The sequence below is a fragment of the Rhodopirellula sp. UH5 genome, from assembly GCF_056839225.1.
This window is the reverse complement of the sequence record NZ_CM166390.1, coordinates 3,507,028-3,524,146: the sequence shown is the minus strand read 5'-3', so window position 1 is coordinate 3,524,146 and position 17,119 is coordinate 3,507,028. Positions and strand designations below refer to the sequence as shown.

General features: G+C 56.8%; 12 protein-coding genes. 9 read left to right on the top strand and 3 right to left on the bottom strand.

The window, feature by feature from the left end:
* The first annotated feature begins 2 nt into the window (after nucleotides 1-2).
* From UH5x_RS12500 to UH5x_RS12480, 5 genes are all read left to right on the top strand, one after another.
* Nucleotides 3-1,373 carry a DUF1501 domain-containing protein gene (locus UH5x_RS12500; RefSeq protein ID WP_482635834.1) on the top strand — a complete coding sequence of 457 codons (1,371 nt, stop codon included), beginning with the start codon at nucleotides 3-5 and terminating at the stop codon, nucleotides 1,371-1,373.
* An 89-nt stretch (nucleotides 1,374-1,462) separates the two neighbouring features.
* Entirely contained in the window at nucleotides 1,463-2,254 is a 792-nt protein-coding gene (locus UH5x_RS12495; RefSeq protein ID WP_482635833.1) for a hypothetical protein, read from the top strand.
* Nucleotides 2,255-2,312: 58 nt separating this feature from the next.
* Nucleotides 2,313-2,696 carry a hypothetical protein gene (locus UH5x_RS12490; protein ID WP_047815363.1) on the top strand — a complete coding sequence of 128 codons (384 nt, stop codon included), beginning with the start codon at nucleotides 2,313-2,315 and terminating at the stop codon, nucleotides 2,694-2,696.
* A gap of 129 nt (nucleotides 2,697-2,825) precedes the next feature.
* A complete protein-coding gene (locus UH5x_RS12485; protein WP_482635832.1) occupies nucleotides 2,826-4,370 on the top strand; it encodes a HEAT repeat domain-containing protein in 1,545 nt (514 codons plus the stop codon).
* A gap of 7 nt (nucleotides 4,371-4,377) precedes the next feature.
* Nucleotides 4,378-4,629, top strand: coding sequence for a hypothetical protein (locus UH5x_RS12480; RefSeq protein ID WP_047815361.1), 252 nt, complete (start codon nucleotides 4,378-4,380; stop codon nucleotides 4,627-4,629).
* 187 nt (nucleotides 4,630-4,816) lie between these two features.
* Here UH5x_RS12480 and UH5x_RS12475 read toward each other — a convergent pair whose 3' ends face one another.
* Nucleotides 4,817-6,373 carry a glycoside hydrolase family 28 protein gene (locus UH5x_RS12475; protein WP_482635831.1) on the bottom strand — a complete coding sequence of 519 codons (1,557 nt, stop codon included), beginning with the start codon at nucleotides 6,371-6,373 and terminating at the stop codon, nucleotides 4,817-4,819.
* 434 nt (nucleotides 6,374-6,807) lie between these two features.
* Between UH5x_RS12475 and UH5x_RS12470 the strand changes: the two genes are divergently transcribed.
* Nucleotides 6,808-7,404 carry a hypothetical protein gene (locus tag UH5x_RS12470; protein WP_482635830.1) on the top strand — a complete coding sequence of 199 codons (597 nt, stop codon included), beginning with the start codon at nucleotides 6,808-6,810 and terminating at the stop codon, nucleotides 7,402-7,404.
* 999 nt (nucleotides 7,405-8,403) lie between these two features.
* Entirely contained in the window at nucleotides 8,404-9,543 is a 1,140-nt protein-coding gene (locus UH5x_RS12465) for an NHL repeat-containing protein (RefSeq protein WP_482635829.1), read from the top strand.
* On the opposite strand, the gene UH5x_RS12460 is transcribed toward UH5x_RS12465, so the two are convergent.
* Both UH5x_RS12460 and UH5x_RS12455 read right to left on the bottom strand, forming a co-directional pair.
* Entirely contained in the window at nucleotides 9,533-10,969 is a 1,437-nt protein-coding gene (locus UH5x_RS12460; RefSeq protein WP_482635828.1) for a DUF1501 domain-containing protein, read from the bottom strand. The two genes, UH5x_RS12465 and UH5x_RS12460, sit on opposite strands and share 11 nt — an antisense overlap.
* A gap of 11 nt (nucleotides 10,970-10,980) precedes the next feature.
* Nucleotides 10,981-14,004, bottom strand: a complete 3,024-nt coding sequence (locus UH5x_RS12455) for a DUF1553 domain-containing protein (RefSeq protein WP_482635827.1) — start codon at nucleotides 14,002-14,004, stop codon at nucleotides 10,981-10,983.
* Between the two features lie 732 nt (nucleotides 14,005-14,736).
* Between UH5x_RS12455 and UH5x_RS12450 the strand changes: the two genes are divergently transcribed.
* Together UH5x_RS12450 and UH5x_RS12445 are read left to right on the top strand one after the other, a co-directional pair.
* A complete protein-coding gene (locus UH5x_RS12450) occupies nucleotides 14,737-16,506 on the top strand; it encodes a cation:proton antiporter domain-containing protein (protein WP_482635826.1) in 1,770 nt (589 codons plus the stop codon).
* Nucleotides 16,503-17,027, top strand: coding sequence for a MogA/MoaB family molybdenum cofactor biosynthesis protein (locus UH5x_RS12445; protein WP_482635825.1), 525 nt, complete (start codon nucleotides 16,503-16,505; stop codon nucleotides 17,025-17,027). The genes UH5x_RS12450 and UH5x_RS12445 overlap by 4 nt, the downstream gene beginning before the upstream one ends.
* Nucleotides 17,028-17,119 lie beyond the last annotated feature (92 nt).

Below are 17,119 nucleotides of genomic sequence, written 5' to 3'. Positions count from 1 at the left end.
TGATGAAACGGAACCGTCGCGAATGTTTGGTTCAATCGACTTGGACGACCGGTGCGTTGGCTGTCACCGCGTCAGCGATGCCCGCTTCGAGTGTGTGGGCCAATGACTCGGGTGTGCAGACGCCTGTGCAGCATCATCCGGCGAAAGCCAAGCGGGTGATCTTCTTGTTCATGCATGGCGGGCCCTCGCACGTCGACACGTTTGACTACAAACCGCGGTTGATTCGCGATGACGGCAAAGATCTGCCGTTTGATCTGCCACCACAACTCAATGCCAAACCGACGTTGCTGGCGAGCCCTTGGAAATGGGCCCAGCACGGTGAGGCTGGTTTGTGGGGGACGGATTTATTGCCGGAGATGAACCAACATTTGGATTCGTTGTGCGTTGTCCGGTCCATGCACACTCGCGGCCAATCACACGGTCAGGCGGTTGGGATGGTGAACACCGGCAGCGACAACTTTGTCCGCCCCAGTGTGGGTGCATGGATCAGTTATGCCTTGGGGGCCGGGCATCCGGATTTGCCAGCTCACGTTGCGATCGCGCCGGCAACAGCGCATGGCGGACCACGAAACTACGGGGCGGCGTTCTTGCCCGCCAAACACCAAGCCACTGTGATCGGTAAGAACGGTCAGATTGGCGATGGAAAGATCGCTCACTTGGATGCCGCCCAGGGGCATCAGTTTGAATTGGTCAATCAAATCAATCGCGGCCACGCCGAGTCGGCTGGACGCGATCGCGCAATCGACGGTGCCATCGAGGCGGTGGACTTGGCCAATCGGATGCGAAGCACCGCGCCGGAGGTGATGGACTTGTCGAAGGAAACCGACGCAACCAAGAAACTGTACGGGATCGGTGAGAAGACGACCGATTCGTTTGGACGCAGTTGTTTGATGGCGCGTCGGTTGGCGGAATCCGGTGTGCGTTTCATCACCGTCAGCAGCGGCCAAGTGTGGGACCAGCACGGCAATCTGAAGAACGGTCACGAGAAGAACGCCGCCAAGACGGATCGTCCGATTGCAGGATTGTTCGCGGATCTGAAGCAACGTGGGCTCTGGGAAGACACGTTGGTGGTGTGGGGCGGCGAATTTGGGCGGACTCCCGTTGTGCAGGGGAGCAACGGCCGAGACCACAACCCACAGGGTTTCTCGATGGTGCTGGGCGGTGGCGGGATTCGAGGAGGCATCACGTATGGAGAGACCGATGATTACGGCTACTACGCCGTTCGCGATCGCGTTCACATGCGCGATTTGCACGCCACGATGCTGCATCAGTTGGGAATCGACCACGAACGTCTGACTTTTCCCTATGCGGGGCGTGATTTTCGTCTGACGGACGTGCACGGGCGCGTGGTCCATGAGATTTTGCAGTCCTGAGCGGTCGTGGTTGGCCAGTTTTGGGATCGGCTGGTAAGTTGGCGGTCATTGAAGACCGAATTCAAACTTGCTGGCTCGATTGAACCGAAATGAACGCTGCTGAAACTCGCTCCGGGACCCGCCGGCCAAGTGGCAAAAAAGCCAAACAGACGACCGTGGCGGGAATCGTCATCGCCGTGATGTTGGGCGGCTACACGCTGCTTCGCCCGTCGATCAACGAGGCCACCGGCTGGAATTTGCCCGCCTTGCCCGCCAAGCAGGTTGCCAAAGACTCGGTTGCGGAAAACTCAAACGCACCGATTTCGGACCAAGCGTCCAATCCGCGAGCGGTGCCAAAACCGGCTGATTCGTCGAAGGCATCGACTCCTCGGGCGGAGAACCAGACTCAATCGCAAGGCAACGAAACCGCTCCCTCACCGGGACCGCTGGCGTCCAAGATGACACGTGGGTCGCCGGATTCGGATGCGAAATCCGCGGCCGAGACATCCGATCTGAAGTACGGGTTGCTGCGAGAGATCAGCACGGACCGGTTCTTGTCGCCGGCGGGTGTGCTGTACACGCCTGGAAGTGCGGAAGGTCACCGCCTCGAACATCTGCGCCGTCACACCAAAGACCAACCCAACCGATCGGGAAAACACGGTGTCTTTGATGGCGACATGGAGGGGGCCTTGGCCACGATCGACAACGCGTACGAGAAAGCCCAAGCGAATCAGCGGACCACCAAAGAAGTCGACGGCAAGCGAACGATTTACACCGTTGACATGGGGAAACGTGTTGGCTTTGTCGGTGGACGTGATGGGCAGAGGAGTCGCAACCCGATGGCCCGGCGAGTGCGTTTGGTGTTGGAAGGCAATCGATTGATCACTGCGTTTCCGCTGTAGGTCCCATTCCGCATCGTTGAATCGACATGCGAAAATGCCACTTTGAAATCAATCTTCAATGGCACCACCCGAATCATTCCGTTCTTGTTTGGAAGTCAATTCTGTGACTCACCCCGATTCCAATTCCGATGTTCGATACAGCGTCGGTTCGTGCCCGATTTGCGAACAAGGTTTGTGTTCCATTCGCGCGGGTGGATTGGTCGACGACAAACCAACCCATGGTTTGGTGGTCTGCGATGAATGCGAAGCCATCTGGTTGCAACCCAACCTCCAGGGCGTTCACATCTACGCGGATGCCGAGACTCCCAAGTGCCCGATCGATCAATCACCGCTGTACCACGGCAACAACCGTTGGGCGACTCTGGATGACATCGAACAATTGGGATGGTCCGATGCGGTGAAGCCTGATCTGACGTATCAACCGGATTCGGATGAATCCTAAGCCGACGTTGCAAACTTTATTCTCGCAGTCCCCTGTGGTTGCGACCGGATGAACAGCGGTTTTGCTCTCTACCGCCCTGCTCTGCCCTGCCCTCCCCTGCCCCAATTTACATCTTTCACTTTTGGAACCTTGACCTTGTCGGAAATCTCCTTTGACCCGATTCTTGCCGCCGGCGCCGACCCGGTTCAGGCCGGCGTGGCCCTGAAGCAATTGGCAGACGATCCCAACTTGGATGGCCAGACATTGGTCGCTGCGCTCGCCGGTGAATCCGCTCGACTGATGGACGCGGACCCAGCGATCACGGGTGGATTGCTTCGTCTGATTCACTTGAAAACGTTGGGAGGCGAAGGGGATTCGCTTTCGAAAATCGAACCCGCCACGTTGGCGACGATCATCGAATCGCTGTCGCCGGAGGTTTCCAACCGCCATCTGATGCTTCAATTGCTGGCGATGAAGCGCACGCCGGAATCGTTGGCGGTGTTGGTCACGCAATTGGCTCAGTCGCCACCGAAAGGCTGGATGGCCGCGGCGCAGATTCTCAGCCCGTTGATGCAGCACAACGATTGGTCCATTCGAGCGGTGTTCCCTGCCCTGTTGGACTTGATTTCAGAACCTTCGCTGGCCGCGCCTATCTTGGATTTGGCCGGTCACCTCACGCGAACGGGGCTGGTCAGTCAGCACCCTGCCAAGGATCGGATCGGTTCCCTCAATGCATTGCTAGGAAATGTCGCCGGGCGTTTGGCAAGGTTTGAAGAGGACCCGCGAAGTTTTGGAACCGAAGTCGAGCAGGTTCAAGCGGTGCTGGGCGAAGCGGTTGCGTTGGCGGTGTCGCTGTGCGATGCAATCGCTTTGATTGGCGACGAAAGTTCCATTGGTGAATTGAACAAGACGTTGGATCTGAAGCACCGCCGCGTGCAGTGCGAGGCCGCCGGTGCGTTGGCCAAGCTAGGAGAAGAAAACGGCAAAGAACGCTTGGCAGAATTGGCGGGCGAACCCGCCGCTCGTTTGCGAGCGATCGCTTACGCGGACGAGTTGGGACTGGAGGATTTGATCGAGGAGGAATACCGTGAGCCACGTGCGATCGCCGAGGCCGAGATGGCGTTGTGGTTGACTCAACCACAGCAGATGGGAGTGCCGCCGACCGGCGTTGAAGTGGTGGATTCTCGGCGGATGCTGTGGCCCAGCTTTGAAGATCCAGTCGACGTGTTCTTGGTTCGCTTTGAATACAACTTTGGCGAAAAACAGTACAGCAACATCGGCGTGACGGGGCCGACGATCTTTGCCATGTCGTGCGATGTGGCGGACTTTCCTCCCGAAGACATCTATGCGATCTATGCGGGCTGGCATGCGGATCACCCAGACATCTTCACCGTGCCGTCGAAGGAATTTAACGAGGCTCAGCGCCGGATCGTTGAACCGTTGCAGACCTACTTGGAACGGGTTGGGTATGAAGAGGTGAAAGTCGACCGATTGGGATTCTTCTTGGATGAAACGGCGGCCGTGTTCACCGCGGCGCAGAACGAGAAAGAATGCGTTGTTGTGACCGATGGTTTGGAAACAATTGATTTGCCCACCGGCGGCCGCGCGCGTCCGCCTCAGCCCGAAGATTTGTTTCACCTTTACAAAGGCCGCAAGATGCTGCGAACGTTCAATCCCAACGGCATTTCGGAGTGAATCAGCGATGAAACCGTTTGGTACCGGAGCGATCCAGGAAACACAAAACCAACTCCGACATGAATTCAGTGAATTCGCGGAGCAGTGGCAACGGACCAAGTCGGTATGGCGTGACGAGCCGGCACGTCAGTTCGAGGAGCAGTGCTTGGCCGATCTGGCCCCGACGCTCAATCGAGTGTCTTCCGCCCTTCAGGCCTTGGTCGACGCCATTCATCAAGCCGATCGAGTCCTGAAGGACCCCGAGGAAATGTCGGGTTAAGCAGGTCGGCAGGAATGATCGGGCATCACCATGTGAGGCGTTTGGGCGATAGCCCCGGTTGGACGTGGAAGCAACCACGTTTGCCAAGACATTTCAAATGCCGAAAGACTCCTGCCAACCTGCTTAGCTCAAGCGGAGACGGTTGCATTGATGCAGCGGCGTGTTCGTCCTGAACTCGAAGCAGCGATTACTGTTCGACGAAACCGTCCACATCATCCAGCACCAACTTCGGACGTTCGTCCGCGTCGCGAGTCGTCAACTGGACATTCTTGAACTCAACGTTCTTTGCATGGCGGATGTAGGCACCCCATGCTGGCAGCACGCCAAAGAAAAACTGCTCCGGGTAGCGATCGATGTCTTCAGGAACGGTTCGTCGTGCATCTTCTTCGGTGCCATCACCCGGGAAGGAGATCGTGATATTTTCTAGGACAACGTTTTCGATCAAGTGACCGGGGATGCCTGTGATCATGATCGGCCCAGCTTTCGACTTCTCGTTGTCGGTCACGCCGCGGGTCGTGTCCACTTTGAGATTCTTGTACACCGCTTCAGCCGCCTTGGCTCGGTCCTCGACGGTGACCTCGGCAACCACATTGCTGACTCGGATGTTTTTCAATGTGCCCACGGGAGAGCTTTCTCGTCCTTCGTCAAAGGTGCTGCCCCGGTTGCCCAAGCGTATGAACAGGGGACATCCCACATCTTTCATTGTCACTCGGGAGATATCGATATTCTCCAGGCGGCCGCCGTCCACCGACTGCAGCTTGATCGCGCCCATGGGGCAGTCGTGAAAATAGCAATTGGTCACCGTCACATGGAGGAACCCGCCGCGAGATGAAGTGCCAAACTTCAGTGCAGCCGTGTTGCTGTCTAGCCGACATCCTCGCACCACAATGTTTCGGCAAGGGTTCTGGGAACTCTTCAGGCAGATCGCGTCGTCCCCGGCGCTGAGATCGCAGTTCTCGATGAGCACGTTCTCACAGCCGTCCAGATCAAACCCATCATTGTTGAAGTTGTTGTTGCGGAATCGCAAGGTAACCGCATCGAAGTGAATGTTCTTGCAGTCGATCAAGTGCAAGCCCCAGAAGGCTGGACGCTTGTAGGTGACGCCAGAAAAGGTGACGTTTTCACAGCTCTCCATGCGTAACAGACGAGGACGGATGCCAGAGTTTCGACCACCCCTTCTTTTCCGGGGGAAATTCTTGTGAGTTCCCCTGCCATCGATCACACCAAGTCCTTCGATAGTGATATTTTTCGAATTTTCAGCGTAGATCAGGCAATGTGCGGCGCCCTCTCGAGGCTTGCTGAGCTTGTCTGTGGGGTAGTCAGCGACATGGGGGCTTCCTAGCAAGCTGGCCCCGTGATCGAGCGAGAGGGTGACATTGCTTTTCAAAATGATTGTTCCGATTTGAAAATCACCAGCAGGCACCCAAACAACACCACCACCAACATCGTGGCAGGCATTGATGGCGTTTTGAACGGCTTCGGTATCCATCGCAACACCATCGCCGACCGCGTCAAAGCTGCGGATATCAAATACCTGGGCCTCACTCGCCTTGCTTGCTGCTTCGAACAGGACCTGGTTGTCGATTCCAAACAGGGGCGTTGCGGTGAAGGTGCCGCCAATGAATAAAGCGAATCCTGAAAGGATGGCCCGCCATGCCGCACAATCGAGGTTCGTGATCATGTTGACGAAACGATCCAGGGGGCGACGAGTGTCGCACTCAACGATGATTGCTGCTTGCCACATACTCTCAATCCTAATACGCAAAAATTTTGTCAAAGCAATGGCAGGATGACTCGGGTTCGAACCGTTCCGTCAAGCTTCTGGAGCACTTGTTTGCCTCGCCAAAAACGGGATTGTTGATTTTGGCGGGTTTGGACCAGGATGTCGAGCATCATGAAGTCGACCACACCCAATCCCGTGTGCCCCCTTTTCATGGCTACCAATTGATTCCAAGCCATTGGTATTCCGCCCTGCTGCCAGCGGGGAACCCTGTGATGCAACGGAGAACGAGTACCGCGAGGCTGAGTACGAGTACGATGAAGGCAGGGCGCCCGAACCAAGCCGTGCGTCTGAGAACGGCTTGCGCGGTTTTGCAAATGGAAAATCATTCGACCGTCCCAGGTGACGGCCGCCGATCTGCCCAAGTCCCGTCACACTGACACGTTGTGAGGTCCAGAATGAGATGTCGAAACTTCGCCCTGCTGCTCGTTCTATCCACGCTCACGACCTTTGCTGCTGAGCTACCCGCCCAGAATCCGACGCCAGTGTCGATCGCGCGGAAGCGATTCAACCAGGTGTTCGTCAAGGTCATCATTCCGGTCACCGAGCGCACTCCAAAGCAGGAGGGACCTGTCGTCGAGTCCTGGGTTGCAGAGCAGCTGACACAACTGGGCCTGTCCGAGTATTCCGTTGTCACTGACTGGGTGCCTGTTTGTGACGGGCTGCTTGCTGACGATGAGGTCAACAATCGCGTCTGGAGTGGCCATCTTGTCGGCAAGAACACCACCAGCTTTTGCCCTGTCGGTGGCGACCTTCCTGATCGCAAAGACGGTCGCGTGTTGGTTTTCGTTGATGGCTGGGCGCCCGGTTCTGGATACGCGGCGAAGGTCACACTGGCAGATGAACCTGGCATGCGAGCCGTTGAGCCGGTGCTGTATCATTCTGTTAGCGGGGAGAAAAAGCTGATTCCGGGCGAGAGGCCGCTGGCTTATGTGGCCATGCTGATCGGGCCGCCACCTCGAGAACGTGTCACGTCACACAGCAATGACGAATAGGCAGAACCATGCGGTGAACGGAAGTTGCCGATGACGCGTGGCCGTATGGTGCCATCCACCAAAGGTCTGCGTCGAACTCATTCCAATTGGGCCCGGGAGGGCCGACACAGCCATTGCCGGGGGCGTCAGGTCCCGGAAAAAGCAACCTTTAAGAACAGCAAAAACCCCGAAGGGCTGACAGAGGCGGTTCCAGTGTCCCGTCCCGCTTGGGCGTTGGCAAGTTCGATGGATTGAGACAGGGATGGCAGTCGGCAGACTGACTGTGTCGGCCCTTCGGGCCTTGGCTTTGGACGGACGCTGAAACCGGTGGCTGACGCCACCGGCTAAGATTGTGTCGCCCCTTCGGGACTGGATCCGTCAGCCTGCCGTGGGTGATCGACGGATGGGGACACCTCTCAAATGGTTCGCACTTGCTGGTGCCCGGCCCAGGACCCTGTCTCTGTCGGCCAGCTCGGAAACAGGCAAAACGGATCCACTCACCATCCTGTCTGCTCGGTGACCTTGACAACGGTCGATTGAAGATGCAAAGGCGTTCGTTCCGGAGATTTCCGTGGACGGCGCCAATGTGTTTCGTCTACGTTTTGGCCTTCCCTTCCAGTTTGATTCAAGCTGATGCTGCGAACATTGACAACTGGTTGCCGACTCAATTTTCACCAGTGATCTCAATGCAGTTGTTCTCGTCAATTGGCGCGGCAGCAGCGATTGTCGCTATACTTCGATGCCATCGTTTTCATCGGTTAGCGACGCGAGGAAAGGACTAGCAGGTTGGCAGGAGTTTTTCGGCATTGGATCTGTTTGGGAAGCGTCGTTGCTCCCACGTGCAACCGTGGCGAACGTCCCAACGGCTCACATGGTTGTGCCCAATCATTCCTGTCGACCTACTTCACTCGTTGGTGTTCCGAGGACTTGCGCGAGGAAGTTGGGTTTCCGGCCGGCCATTCGCCACGCATCGCGATGCTTTCCTTGTCGTTCACTCTTCCTTTCTTCACTGGTACCACAATGTCCGATCGTCGAACTTTTCTGAAAACCGGTGTCGTTGCTTCGGCGGGGGCCGCTGCGTTGGCTCAGTCCGCGACACTTGTGAGCGCAGCCGAAAAAGACGTTGCCGCCGAGCCAAACTTGATCGGGCAGGGTGACTTTCGTTATCGCGTTCAGAAGGACTGGGCACAGGTCAATCCGGTTCGGACTCCGATCGACAATTGTCACGAGATGGTGCAGGACTCTCGGGGACGGTTGGTGATGATTGGCGACGATCCACGCAACAACATCATCGTCTTCGACAAGTCCGGGAAAGTCCTCGACAGCTGGGGGACTTACTGGCCCGGCGGTCATGGTTTGACTCTGGTCAACGAAGGCGGCGAAGACATGCTGTACGTCAGCGAAAGTGGTTGGGCTCGGAGTCTGCAAGACGGTGTGACGATGGTCCGCCAAAACGGATACATCGCCAAGATGACAATCGATGGAAAGATGCTATTCACCATCAGTCACCCGATGACCGTCGGCGCCTACTCGCCTGAGATGGGGTTTCAGCCCACTGAAACGGCGGTTGCGCCCAACGGTGACATTTATGTTGCCGACGGATATGGATCGGATTACATCCTGCGGTACGACCAACATGGGCAATTCATTCAGAAGTTCGGCGGTCACGAGAACGAAGACAAGAACTACAACTTGGCCAACGCGCACGGCATTGCCCTGGACAACCGTGATCCAGCCAATCCGAAGCTGATCGTGACCAGTCGTGCTCAGCGAGCGTTCAAATACTTCACGCTCGATGGCAAGTGGATCAAGACGGTGAAGCTCGCGAATCTGCAGATCTGTCGACCGGTGATCCATGGCGACCATGTCTACGCCGGGGTTTGTTGGAGCCACAACAACGCCGACGTCAATCTTCCGAAGCCGTGGCTGTACCAGTCTGGTTTCACCATGGTGATGGACAAGCACGACCGAGTTGTCTCGTGCCCCGGTGGCGAGCAACCCGTTTATGAGGACGGGGTTTTGCAAACGGTGAAGCAGGACCAGGCAAGAACTTTCTACCACGGCCACGATGTCTGCATCGACGAGGATGAAAGCGTTTACGTTTGCCAATGGAATGGCGAACGAACGGCTCCGGTGAAGCTTGAGCGGGTTAGCTCTTGATGAGTTCTGGGATCACGTGTCCGTGCACATCGGTCAACCGTCGCTCGATCCCATTGTGATAAAAAGTAAGCTTGGTGTGATCGATGCCGAGTAGATGCAGCGCGGTCGCGTGCAGGTCGTAGCAGTAGGTGGGATGTTCGATTGCCTTGAATCCCAGTTCGTCGGTCGTTCCATAGCCAACCCCGCCTTGAATGCCACCACCGGCCATCCACGCCGTGAACGCTCCCGCGTTGTGATCGCGGCCTGTTGCTTGGGCGCCTTGCGCGGCAGGTTGACGACCAAATTCGGTCGTGCAGATCACCAGCGTGTCGTCCAGCATCCCGCTTCGCTTCAAGTCGGCTAGCAACGCCGCCGCACCTGTGTCAAGCACGCGGCCCCAATGCCCGTGGTCGCGGACCACATCTTCGTGCGAATCCCAGTTCGGTCGGATTTTTTTCGCGGTTGTGTTTTCGGCGCCGCAATACAGTTGAACGAAGCGGACGCCCCGCTCGACCAAACGACGCGCTAGTAAACACTGACGTCCAAAATCGGTGGTCGTTTCATCGTGCATTCCGTACATTTGTTGGGTCGCTGCTGATTCGGACGACAAGTCCGATAGCTCCGGTGCACTGAGTTGAAGTCGAGCGGCAAGTTCATAAGCGGACATTCGTGCTTCGAGATCGGTGTTGGCTTGACGGTCCGACAGATGCTGTTGATTCAATGAACGTAAGAAGTCGAGTCCCGCTTGATCTGAGTCGCGATTGACCGCATCGAAATTCTGAGGTGGAAACAGGTCGTTGATCGGTTGATGACCAGCACGCGAGTCCAGCGTGGTGGCTTGGTGGACGGCCGGTAAAAATCCGGCACCCCAATTGATGATGCCTCCTGGCGGCAAGCCCTTGGGGTCGGGCAGCACAACAAACGCGGGCAAGTCTTCGCTCTCACTTCCCAATCCGTAGGTCACCCACGATCCCATGCTTGGGAATCCCGGCAGCGTGAACCCGGTGTTCATCATGAAGCACGCCGGTCCGTGCAACGCGGTCTTGCTTTGCATGGAATAGATGAAGGCCAGATCGTCGACATGCTTGGCGAGTTGGGGGAATAGATCGGATATCCATCGTCCCGATTCACCGTGCTGTTGGAATGGCCAGAAACTGCCTTGGATATTTCCCGGCTTGGATGCGAAGAACTGCAGTTTGCCATCGGGATCAAACGGTTTGCCCGATCTTTTTTCTAACTCCGGCTTGTAGTCGAACGTATCGACTTGGCTCATCCCGCCAGGGCAGAAGATCTGGATCACCGCTTTGGCGCGGGCGGGATGATCGGTCGTTTGAACCCCTGCACCCTGAGCCGTCTGTTGCCGGAGCATCGCTTGCATTGCGAGCCATCCGAAGCCCCCGCACGCGGACTGCAGCATTTGCCGCCGATTGAATAGGTCCATGTTCATGGAGCGTCCTGTTAGTCCAGCCAGATGAATTCATTTGCGTTGAAAAGAGCACGACAGAGATGCAACAAGCCATGTTCAGCCACCAGTTGCCGGGCTGCTTCCCATTCTTGCCCGACGGGCTTGCGAACCAAAACGCGTTCGAAGGCAAGTTGAATCTGTTCTTCGGTTTGGCTTGTTTCCGAAGCAAGCTTTTCAGCCAGGTAAGATGACTGTTGCAACATGAAAGCGTTGTTGTACATCGCGAGCGATTGCAACGCCGTCGTGGTTACATTCCGCTTGGGCGTCAGGTTGGCGGAATCGGGACAATCCAATGCCGTCATGAAGGGTGAGGGCGATGTGCGGACGAGAAACCGGTACACGCTACGCCGCCACAGTTCAGCCGAATCAGCGGTCTTGTAGGTGTAGATCGGTGCGTAAGCCTCCTGGTAGTCAAAGTCACGGTAGCCAGGACCGTGCATCGCAAGGTTCAATTTACCTGTGATCGCTAGCACTGAATCTCGGACCGCTTCGGCCTCCAAGCGACGCGAATTCATTCGCCACAGCAGGTTGTTGTCCACATCGATTTCGCGGGGATCCTGCATCCCTGCTGCAACATCGGGTTCCAATCGACTTGTTTGGCGATACGTTTGCGAAGTGACAATCAAGCGGTGAATCGCCTTGAGCGACCACTTCTGACGGATCAGTTCGGCGGCCAACCAGTCCAACAACTCGGGGTGCGATGGCTGGGATCCGCCGAAACCAAAATCGCTAGGCGTGTCAACAATTCCCTTGCCAAAATGCCAATGCCAAAGTCGATTGACGATCACTCGCGCGGTGAGCGTGTTCTCGGGGGCAACGATCCAGTTGGCCAAGGCCAAACGCCGCTGTCCCTCCGGCATACTCTGGTCGCCAAACAGAAGCGGCGACTGCGACCAAGTCAGACCTCCGGGGGCGACCTCCGGTCCAGGTGATTCGGGATCACCACGCAGCAATACATGGACAGGGGCTGGTGCCTTTGATTGAACCCCAAAGAACTGAGGTGGCGGCTGAAGGGACTCCAGTTCCGCTTGCAAACGGGTCTTGTTGGCGAGCAGTGCGGATTGCCGTTCCTTCATCTCGTCGGTCAGTTCACTCGCCGAAGTCAATGCAACTCGCGGATCGCCAAAGCTGACTTGATCGTGTCCGTAGCCGTTGCCACCGTCGGTCGAGATCAGGGTCAGGAAACGTTTGTCCCGTTCGAGTAGCACATCAACGGAAACCGAGTCGTGGCGGCCGATTCGATCCCTGGCAACTTGTTCGCCATCGATGTACACATGAAACTCAGCACTTGGTTGGGCGGTTCTCCCGCCATATCCGACGGTCGAGGTAAACCGAACTGGCGAGGCGGAGTCTTGCGTTGGATCCACGGCAGCAAGAGCAGCGCGAATGTTCGATAGATCGAAGGTGATCCCCGCGTTGGCGTGCAATCCAATCATCGAATGTCCGGCGGCGGCGAAGTTGATTGAACCAAAGGTCGTTGAAAATTGACTGGCGACAGGACCATTGCGAATCAAATCCCAGGCTCGATTGCTGTGTTTGGGCAACCCCGCCGCGACCAGTTCGGTGGAGCTGATCTGTGTTTGTTCAAAGGCTGGGATAAAGACGCCGTCGATCATTGCCACATCACATGTCGCGAATTGTCCCGGTTTTCGATCGTCCAGTGCGTTTAAAGACCGTTCTTCCGACTTACCAGTACGAGGGTCGATCCCTTGCCCTTTTTTTCCTGATCCAAAGCCGTTGCCACCACCAACGACATCGGCCAGATCAATGCCGCGTCCTGTCAAATGCTGAAGCTTCGACTCGATCTCGGCCAGTGCTGATTCAAGTCGCGTCTTGCTTGCATTGTAGGCCTCTTGGGCAGTTTGGCTGACAACCCGATCCTGTCTTTGGACGCCAGCGAACACGGCGACCAATTGATAGTATTCCTTCTGCTTGATCGGATCGAGTTTGTGATCGTGGCAGCGAGCGCAATTGACCGTCATGGCCATCGTGGAGGTCAATACTTGAGTGACCATGTCATCCAAGTCGAGTGCGCGGGCAGCGCGTCGGAGGACAAGGCTCTTGGCTTCGACCTGGCCCACGAAATCCCAAGGTCCTGCCGCGAGAAAGCCAGTGGCGATCACCGAATTTTCATTCTCTGGATCGATCACGTCACCGGCAATTTGTTGTCGCAGGAATTGATCGTAGGGCATGTCGTCGTTGAATGCCCGGATGACATAATCGCGATAGTGCCAAGCGTTCTCGCGAAGCTTGTCTCGCTCAAAACCATGGGTGTCGCCGTAGTGAGCGATGTCGAGCCAATGTCGAGCCCAACGCTCACCAAAATGCTTCGACCGCAATAAACGATCGACTAATTCCTCGTAGGCGGCCGGATTTGGATCCGCGACAAACGCCGTGACGGATTCAGGAGTCGGTGGCAGACCGATCAAATCCATCGACAACCGACGAATCAGTGTGCGACGGTCGGCCGGTGGCGAAGGAGCAATCTTTGCTTGGGCCAATCGGTGTTGAATGAACCGATCGATCGGGTGCGACGACTGTCCTGCGGAAGGTTCCGGCGGTGAGACGTCTGCAAGTTCCTGGAGCGACCACCACGAAGCATCCGCCTTGGCCTTGTGCTGTATTTCAAGCCCGTCGGGCCAAACGGCGCCCTCGGCGATCCATCGCCTGACCAGATCAACCTGAGTGTCATTCAGAGGAGTGCCTTCCTCTGGCATCGAAGGCGTCTCACCGTCAGCCGCGTGGATCGTCTCCACCAGATAGCTGCTTTGAGGGTCGCCGGGGACCACATGTCCCAACTCCATCAGTCCATCGGCGAATGACAACGAGAGTTCACCACCTTTCTGCGTTTCGTTATGACAATGCAGGCAGTGCTGTTGAAAGATCGGCGCGATCTCGTTCTCGAAATCAATGGGAGCGGCGATGGACCAGCCACCTGTTGTCGATCCCCAAGCCGTCAAGCAAAAGATGCAAAGTTGCGTAAAACGCTGAACGCGAGAGAGCGAACACTTTCTCATGGTTGCTGGATGCATTTTTGGATCGGGAGGGATTTGGCGGGACTGCGACTCAACGGAAACCGCTCATCGAGCGACCTTCGGCGGGGGCATTGAGCAGGTCGGCAGGAGTCTTTCGTCATTGGAACTGTTATGGCAAACGCCACTAATCCCACGTGCAACCGGGGCTAACGCCCAAACGGCTCACATGGTTATGCCCGATCATTCCTGCCGACCTGCTTAGTATACCTTCCTCAAACAGTCATGTGGGCTGAAGGAGGTGTCCGGTGATGCTAACCAAGTTCTGCGCCGGAGCGGATCGCTGAAGCACAACACCGCCGTGCGGGCATTGCCTGGCACGGATTCTGTCGACCAAGGCTGGGGCAAGCGTTGGCGGGTCGAAGATGGCGGAATGAGTCCTTTCCGACGCTGGGGAAGGCAGGGTGTCGACGACGAAGTCTTTCAACCAAGCCTCGCGATTCACTTGGTTGTGCAGCCCTGCGGTGCGAAGTTCTTGCGTGTGTTCTTGCGGCCCGGGGAAGCGTGGCGCTCGGACGGTCGGTCGGGTTTCTGCAGTTCCTTGCCTCGGAAATCCGAGTGCCAGACTGCACTTTGCGTGTTGGGCTGATGCCTGAAACGAGGGATACCCCCGCGTGAAGCGGTCCCTCCAAGTTGCGCCGCGTTCCCAAATGGAGCGTTTTTACCTAGGATCCTGGCTGCTTTGACGATTTCTGTTCGGCAAATGATGGCCAGGACATGGATTTTTTTCCGAACCTTCACTTCGACGACCCGCTTTTCAACATGGCGGTGGTGCTGACTGCCGGTGTGCTGGGGGGCGAGTTATTTGCGCTGATCCGGCTGCCCAAGGTGACCGGATGGATTGCCACCGGCATTCTGCTTCGTCAACTTCGGTTTCCTGGGTTGGACACCGTTTTGGATCCCCAGGCATTGGACCGGTTTGGTCCCTACATGAACTTCGTGTTGGGCTTCATTGCCTTCACGGTCGGTGCCTCGCTGTACTTTGGAAGCCTGCGAAACACGGGCAAGCGGATCGGGTTGTTGCTGCTGGGCGAAGCCTTGATCACGCCAACGTTGGTTGGCTCGGTGATGTACTTTGGCGGGAGGTGGCTGGACCCGTCGATGTCGCTGCCACCGGCGGCTTTGTTCGCGGCCATTGCCATTGCGGGGGCGCCGGGAACGACGGTGTTGGTGATTCAAGAGGCCCGCGCTCGAGGCATCTTGACTCGCACCTTGTTGGCGGCGATTGGTCTCATCGACATGGTCGCGGTCGCCGCCTTTGTGTTCATCTCCACGTTTCTGGCGGATCAATCGGGGTGGGTTCATGCGTTGGAAAGTGTCGGCGTGCAGTTTGCAGTGACGCTTGCGATCGGTGCTGCTTGCGCGTTGTTGGCAATTGTTTTGGTTCAGACGGTGGTCAGTGCTGCGTTTTTGGGCCCGTTGATGGTCGCGGTTGTGCTGGGGGCCTGGGGAGCGGCGGCGAGCTTTGGCACATCGGGTGGAATCTTGGCATGCACGTTCGCCGGGATCACGCTGACCAATTTACGGCATGATTTGGTTCGGTCGGGAGAAGCCTACTTGAATGGGATTGGAGGAGCCCTGTTTGCGCTCTTCTACACGTTTGCAGGGATGAAGTTGGACTTCACCCAGATCCCGCCGGTCATTGGTTTGGTTGCCCTGTATTTCCTGTCGCGGTTGGTGGCCAAGACCATCAGTGCCTACACGGCGATGAGTTTGTCCGGAGCGACCGACAACGTTCGCAGGTACCTTGGAATGTCGCTGTTGCCCCACGGCGGCGTGGCGGTTGGTTTGATCATCTTGGTTGGCAGCGAGCAGTCAGGGTTCTCCGAAGAAATCAAGTCGATGGTGACGACGGTCGGCCTGTCGGCTCTGGCGATCAACCAGTTGCTAGGGCCAAGTGCAACGCGGTTTGCCCTGACCCAAACCGGCGAAGCTCGCCAGGACCGTCCTCGATTGCTGGACTTCTTGCAGGAGAATCGGATCATGGTGGATCTGGACGGCAACAAGGAAGAGATCTTTCAGAAACTCACCAACCTGCTGTATGCCACCACGCCAATGAGCACACCACAGGACAAGTTTCTGGAGACCGTTCGTTCTCGGGAAGCATCTCAGACGACGTGCTTGGGGATCGGTTTGATGATTCCTCACGCGATCATCGATGAACCCGGTGCCAATGATGTCAAAGGCGTGCTGGGAATCAGCAAGAAGGGTATCAAGCTCAATACACCGGACGGACGCTTGGTTCACGCGGTGTTGTTGTTGGCCACGCCTGAGTCGAGCCGCAAGCGTCACTTGGAGATCCTTTCTGCCTTTGCGACCGCGATCACGCGAGACATCAACATTCGCGAGCAGTTGTATCGGTCTCGCAGTGCGGCTCACGCCTACGAAGTGCTTCACGCCGATGATCTCAATGATGTGAATTACTTTCTCGAAGACGCTCAACAACGAGCGGGTTTGTTGGAACAAAGTGAGGAACCAGCGTCGTGAATCAACCCCCTCCAGATTCCCAGTGTGGTTGTCCAGATGTGGATCCCGCTCAAGCGGTTCGCGTCGCCGTGATCACGCTCAGTGACACGCGTGGCAAAGCAGAAGATCGCAGTGGCGACCGGATTGTCAGCTTGCTCGAGGAAGCCGGTCACTCCGTCGCGAAACGGAAGATTTTGAAGGATGATTCCAAACCGCTCGCGAAGCTGTTGGGGGAGCTTGCCGAAGACGGTTCGCTGGATGCGATCATCACGACGGGTGGGACTGGCATCGCGCCGCGAGACATGGCGGTCGACGTGATTGAGTCCCTGTTGGATGTGACGTTGCCCGGTTTTGGGGAGCATTTTCGAGCCATCTCGATCGCCGAGATCGGCCCCAAGGCGATGCTCAGTCGAGCCACCGCGGGACGGATGAAGTCCAAGGTGGTGTTCGCGTTGCCGGGGTCCACGGGGGCGGTCACGACGGGCATGAACCAGTGCGTGCTGCCGATTCTCAGGCATGCGGTGTCGCTCGCATCGCGCTGAATGGTGGGTTGTTAAATGCTTGGTGTTGTGACGCGATAGCAGATGCAAGCTTTCTTCCGACTCCAGGTTTTTTTATCCCGGTAGGGATTTTG

Excerpts from the sequence above, each read along its gene's own strand:
- UH5x_RS12490 (WP_047815363.1), top strand. The coding sequence starts at position 2,313 with ATGGCACCACCCGAATCATTCCGTTCTTGTTTGGAAGTCAATTCTGTG.
- UH5x_RS12495 (WP_482635833.1), top strand. The coding sequence starts at position 1,463 with ATGAACGCTGCTGAAACTCGCTCCGGGACCCGCCGGCCAAGTGGCAAA.
- UH5x_RS12500 (WP_482635834.1), top strand. The coding sequence starts at position 3 with ATGAAACGGAACCGTCGCGAATGTTTGGTTCAATCGACTTGGACGACC.
- UH5x_RS12475 (WP_482635831.1), bottom strand. The coding sequence starts at position 6,373 with ATGTGGCAAGCAGCAATCATCGTTGAGTGCGACACTCGTCGCCCCCTG.
- UH5x_RS12480 (WP_047815361.1), top strand. The coding sequence starts at position 4,378 with ATGAAACCGTTTGGTACCGGAGCGATCCAGGAAACACAAAACCAACTC.
- UH5x_RS12465 (WP_482635829.1), top strand. The coding sequence starts at position 8,404 with ATGTCCGATCGTCGAACTTTTCTGAAAACCGGTGTCGTTGCTTCGGCG.
- UH5x_RS12455 (WP_482635827.1), bottom strand. The coding sequence starts at position 14,004 with ATGAGAAAGTGTTCGCTCTCTCGCGTTCAGCGTTTTACGCAACTTTGC.
- UH5x_RS12450 (WP_482635826.1), top strand. The coding sequence starts at position 14,737 with ATGGATTTTTTTCCGAACCTTCACTTCGACGACCCGCTTTTCAACATG.
- UH5x_RS12470 (WP_482635830.1), top strand. The coding sequence starts at position 6,808 with ATGAGATGTCGAAACTTCGCCCTGCTGCTCGTTCTATCCACGCTCACG.
- UH5x_RS12460 (WP_482635828.1), bottom strand. The coding sequence starts at position 10,969 with ATGAACATGGACCTATTCAATCGGCGGCAAATGCTGCAGTCCGCGTGC.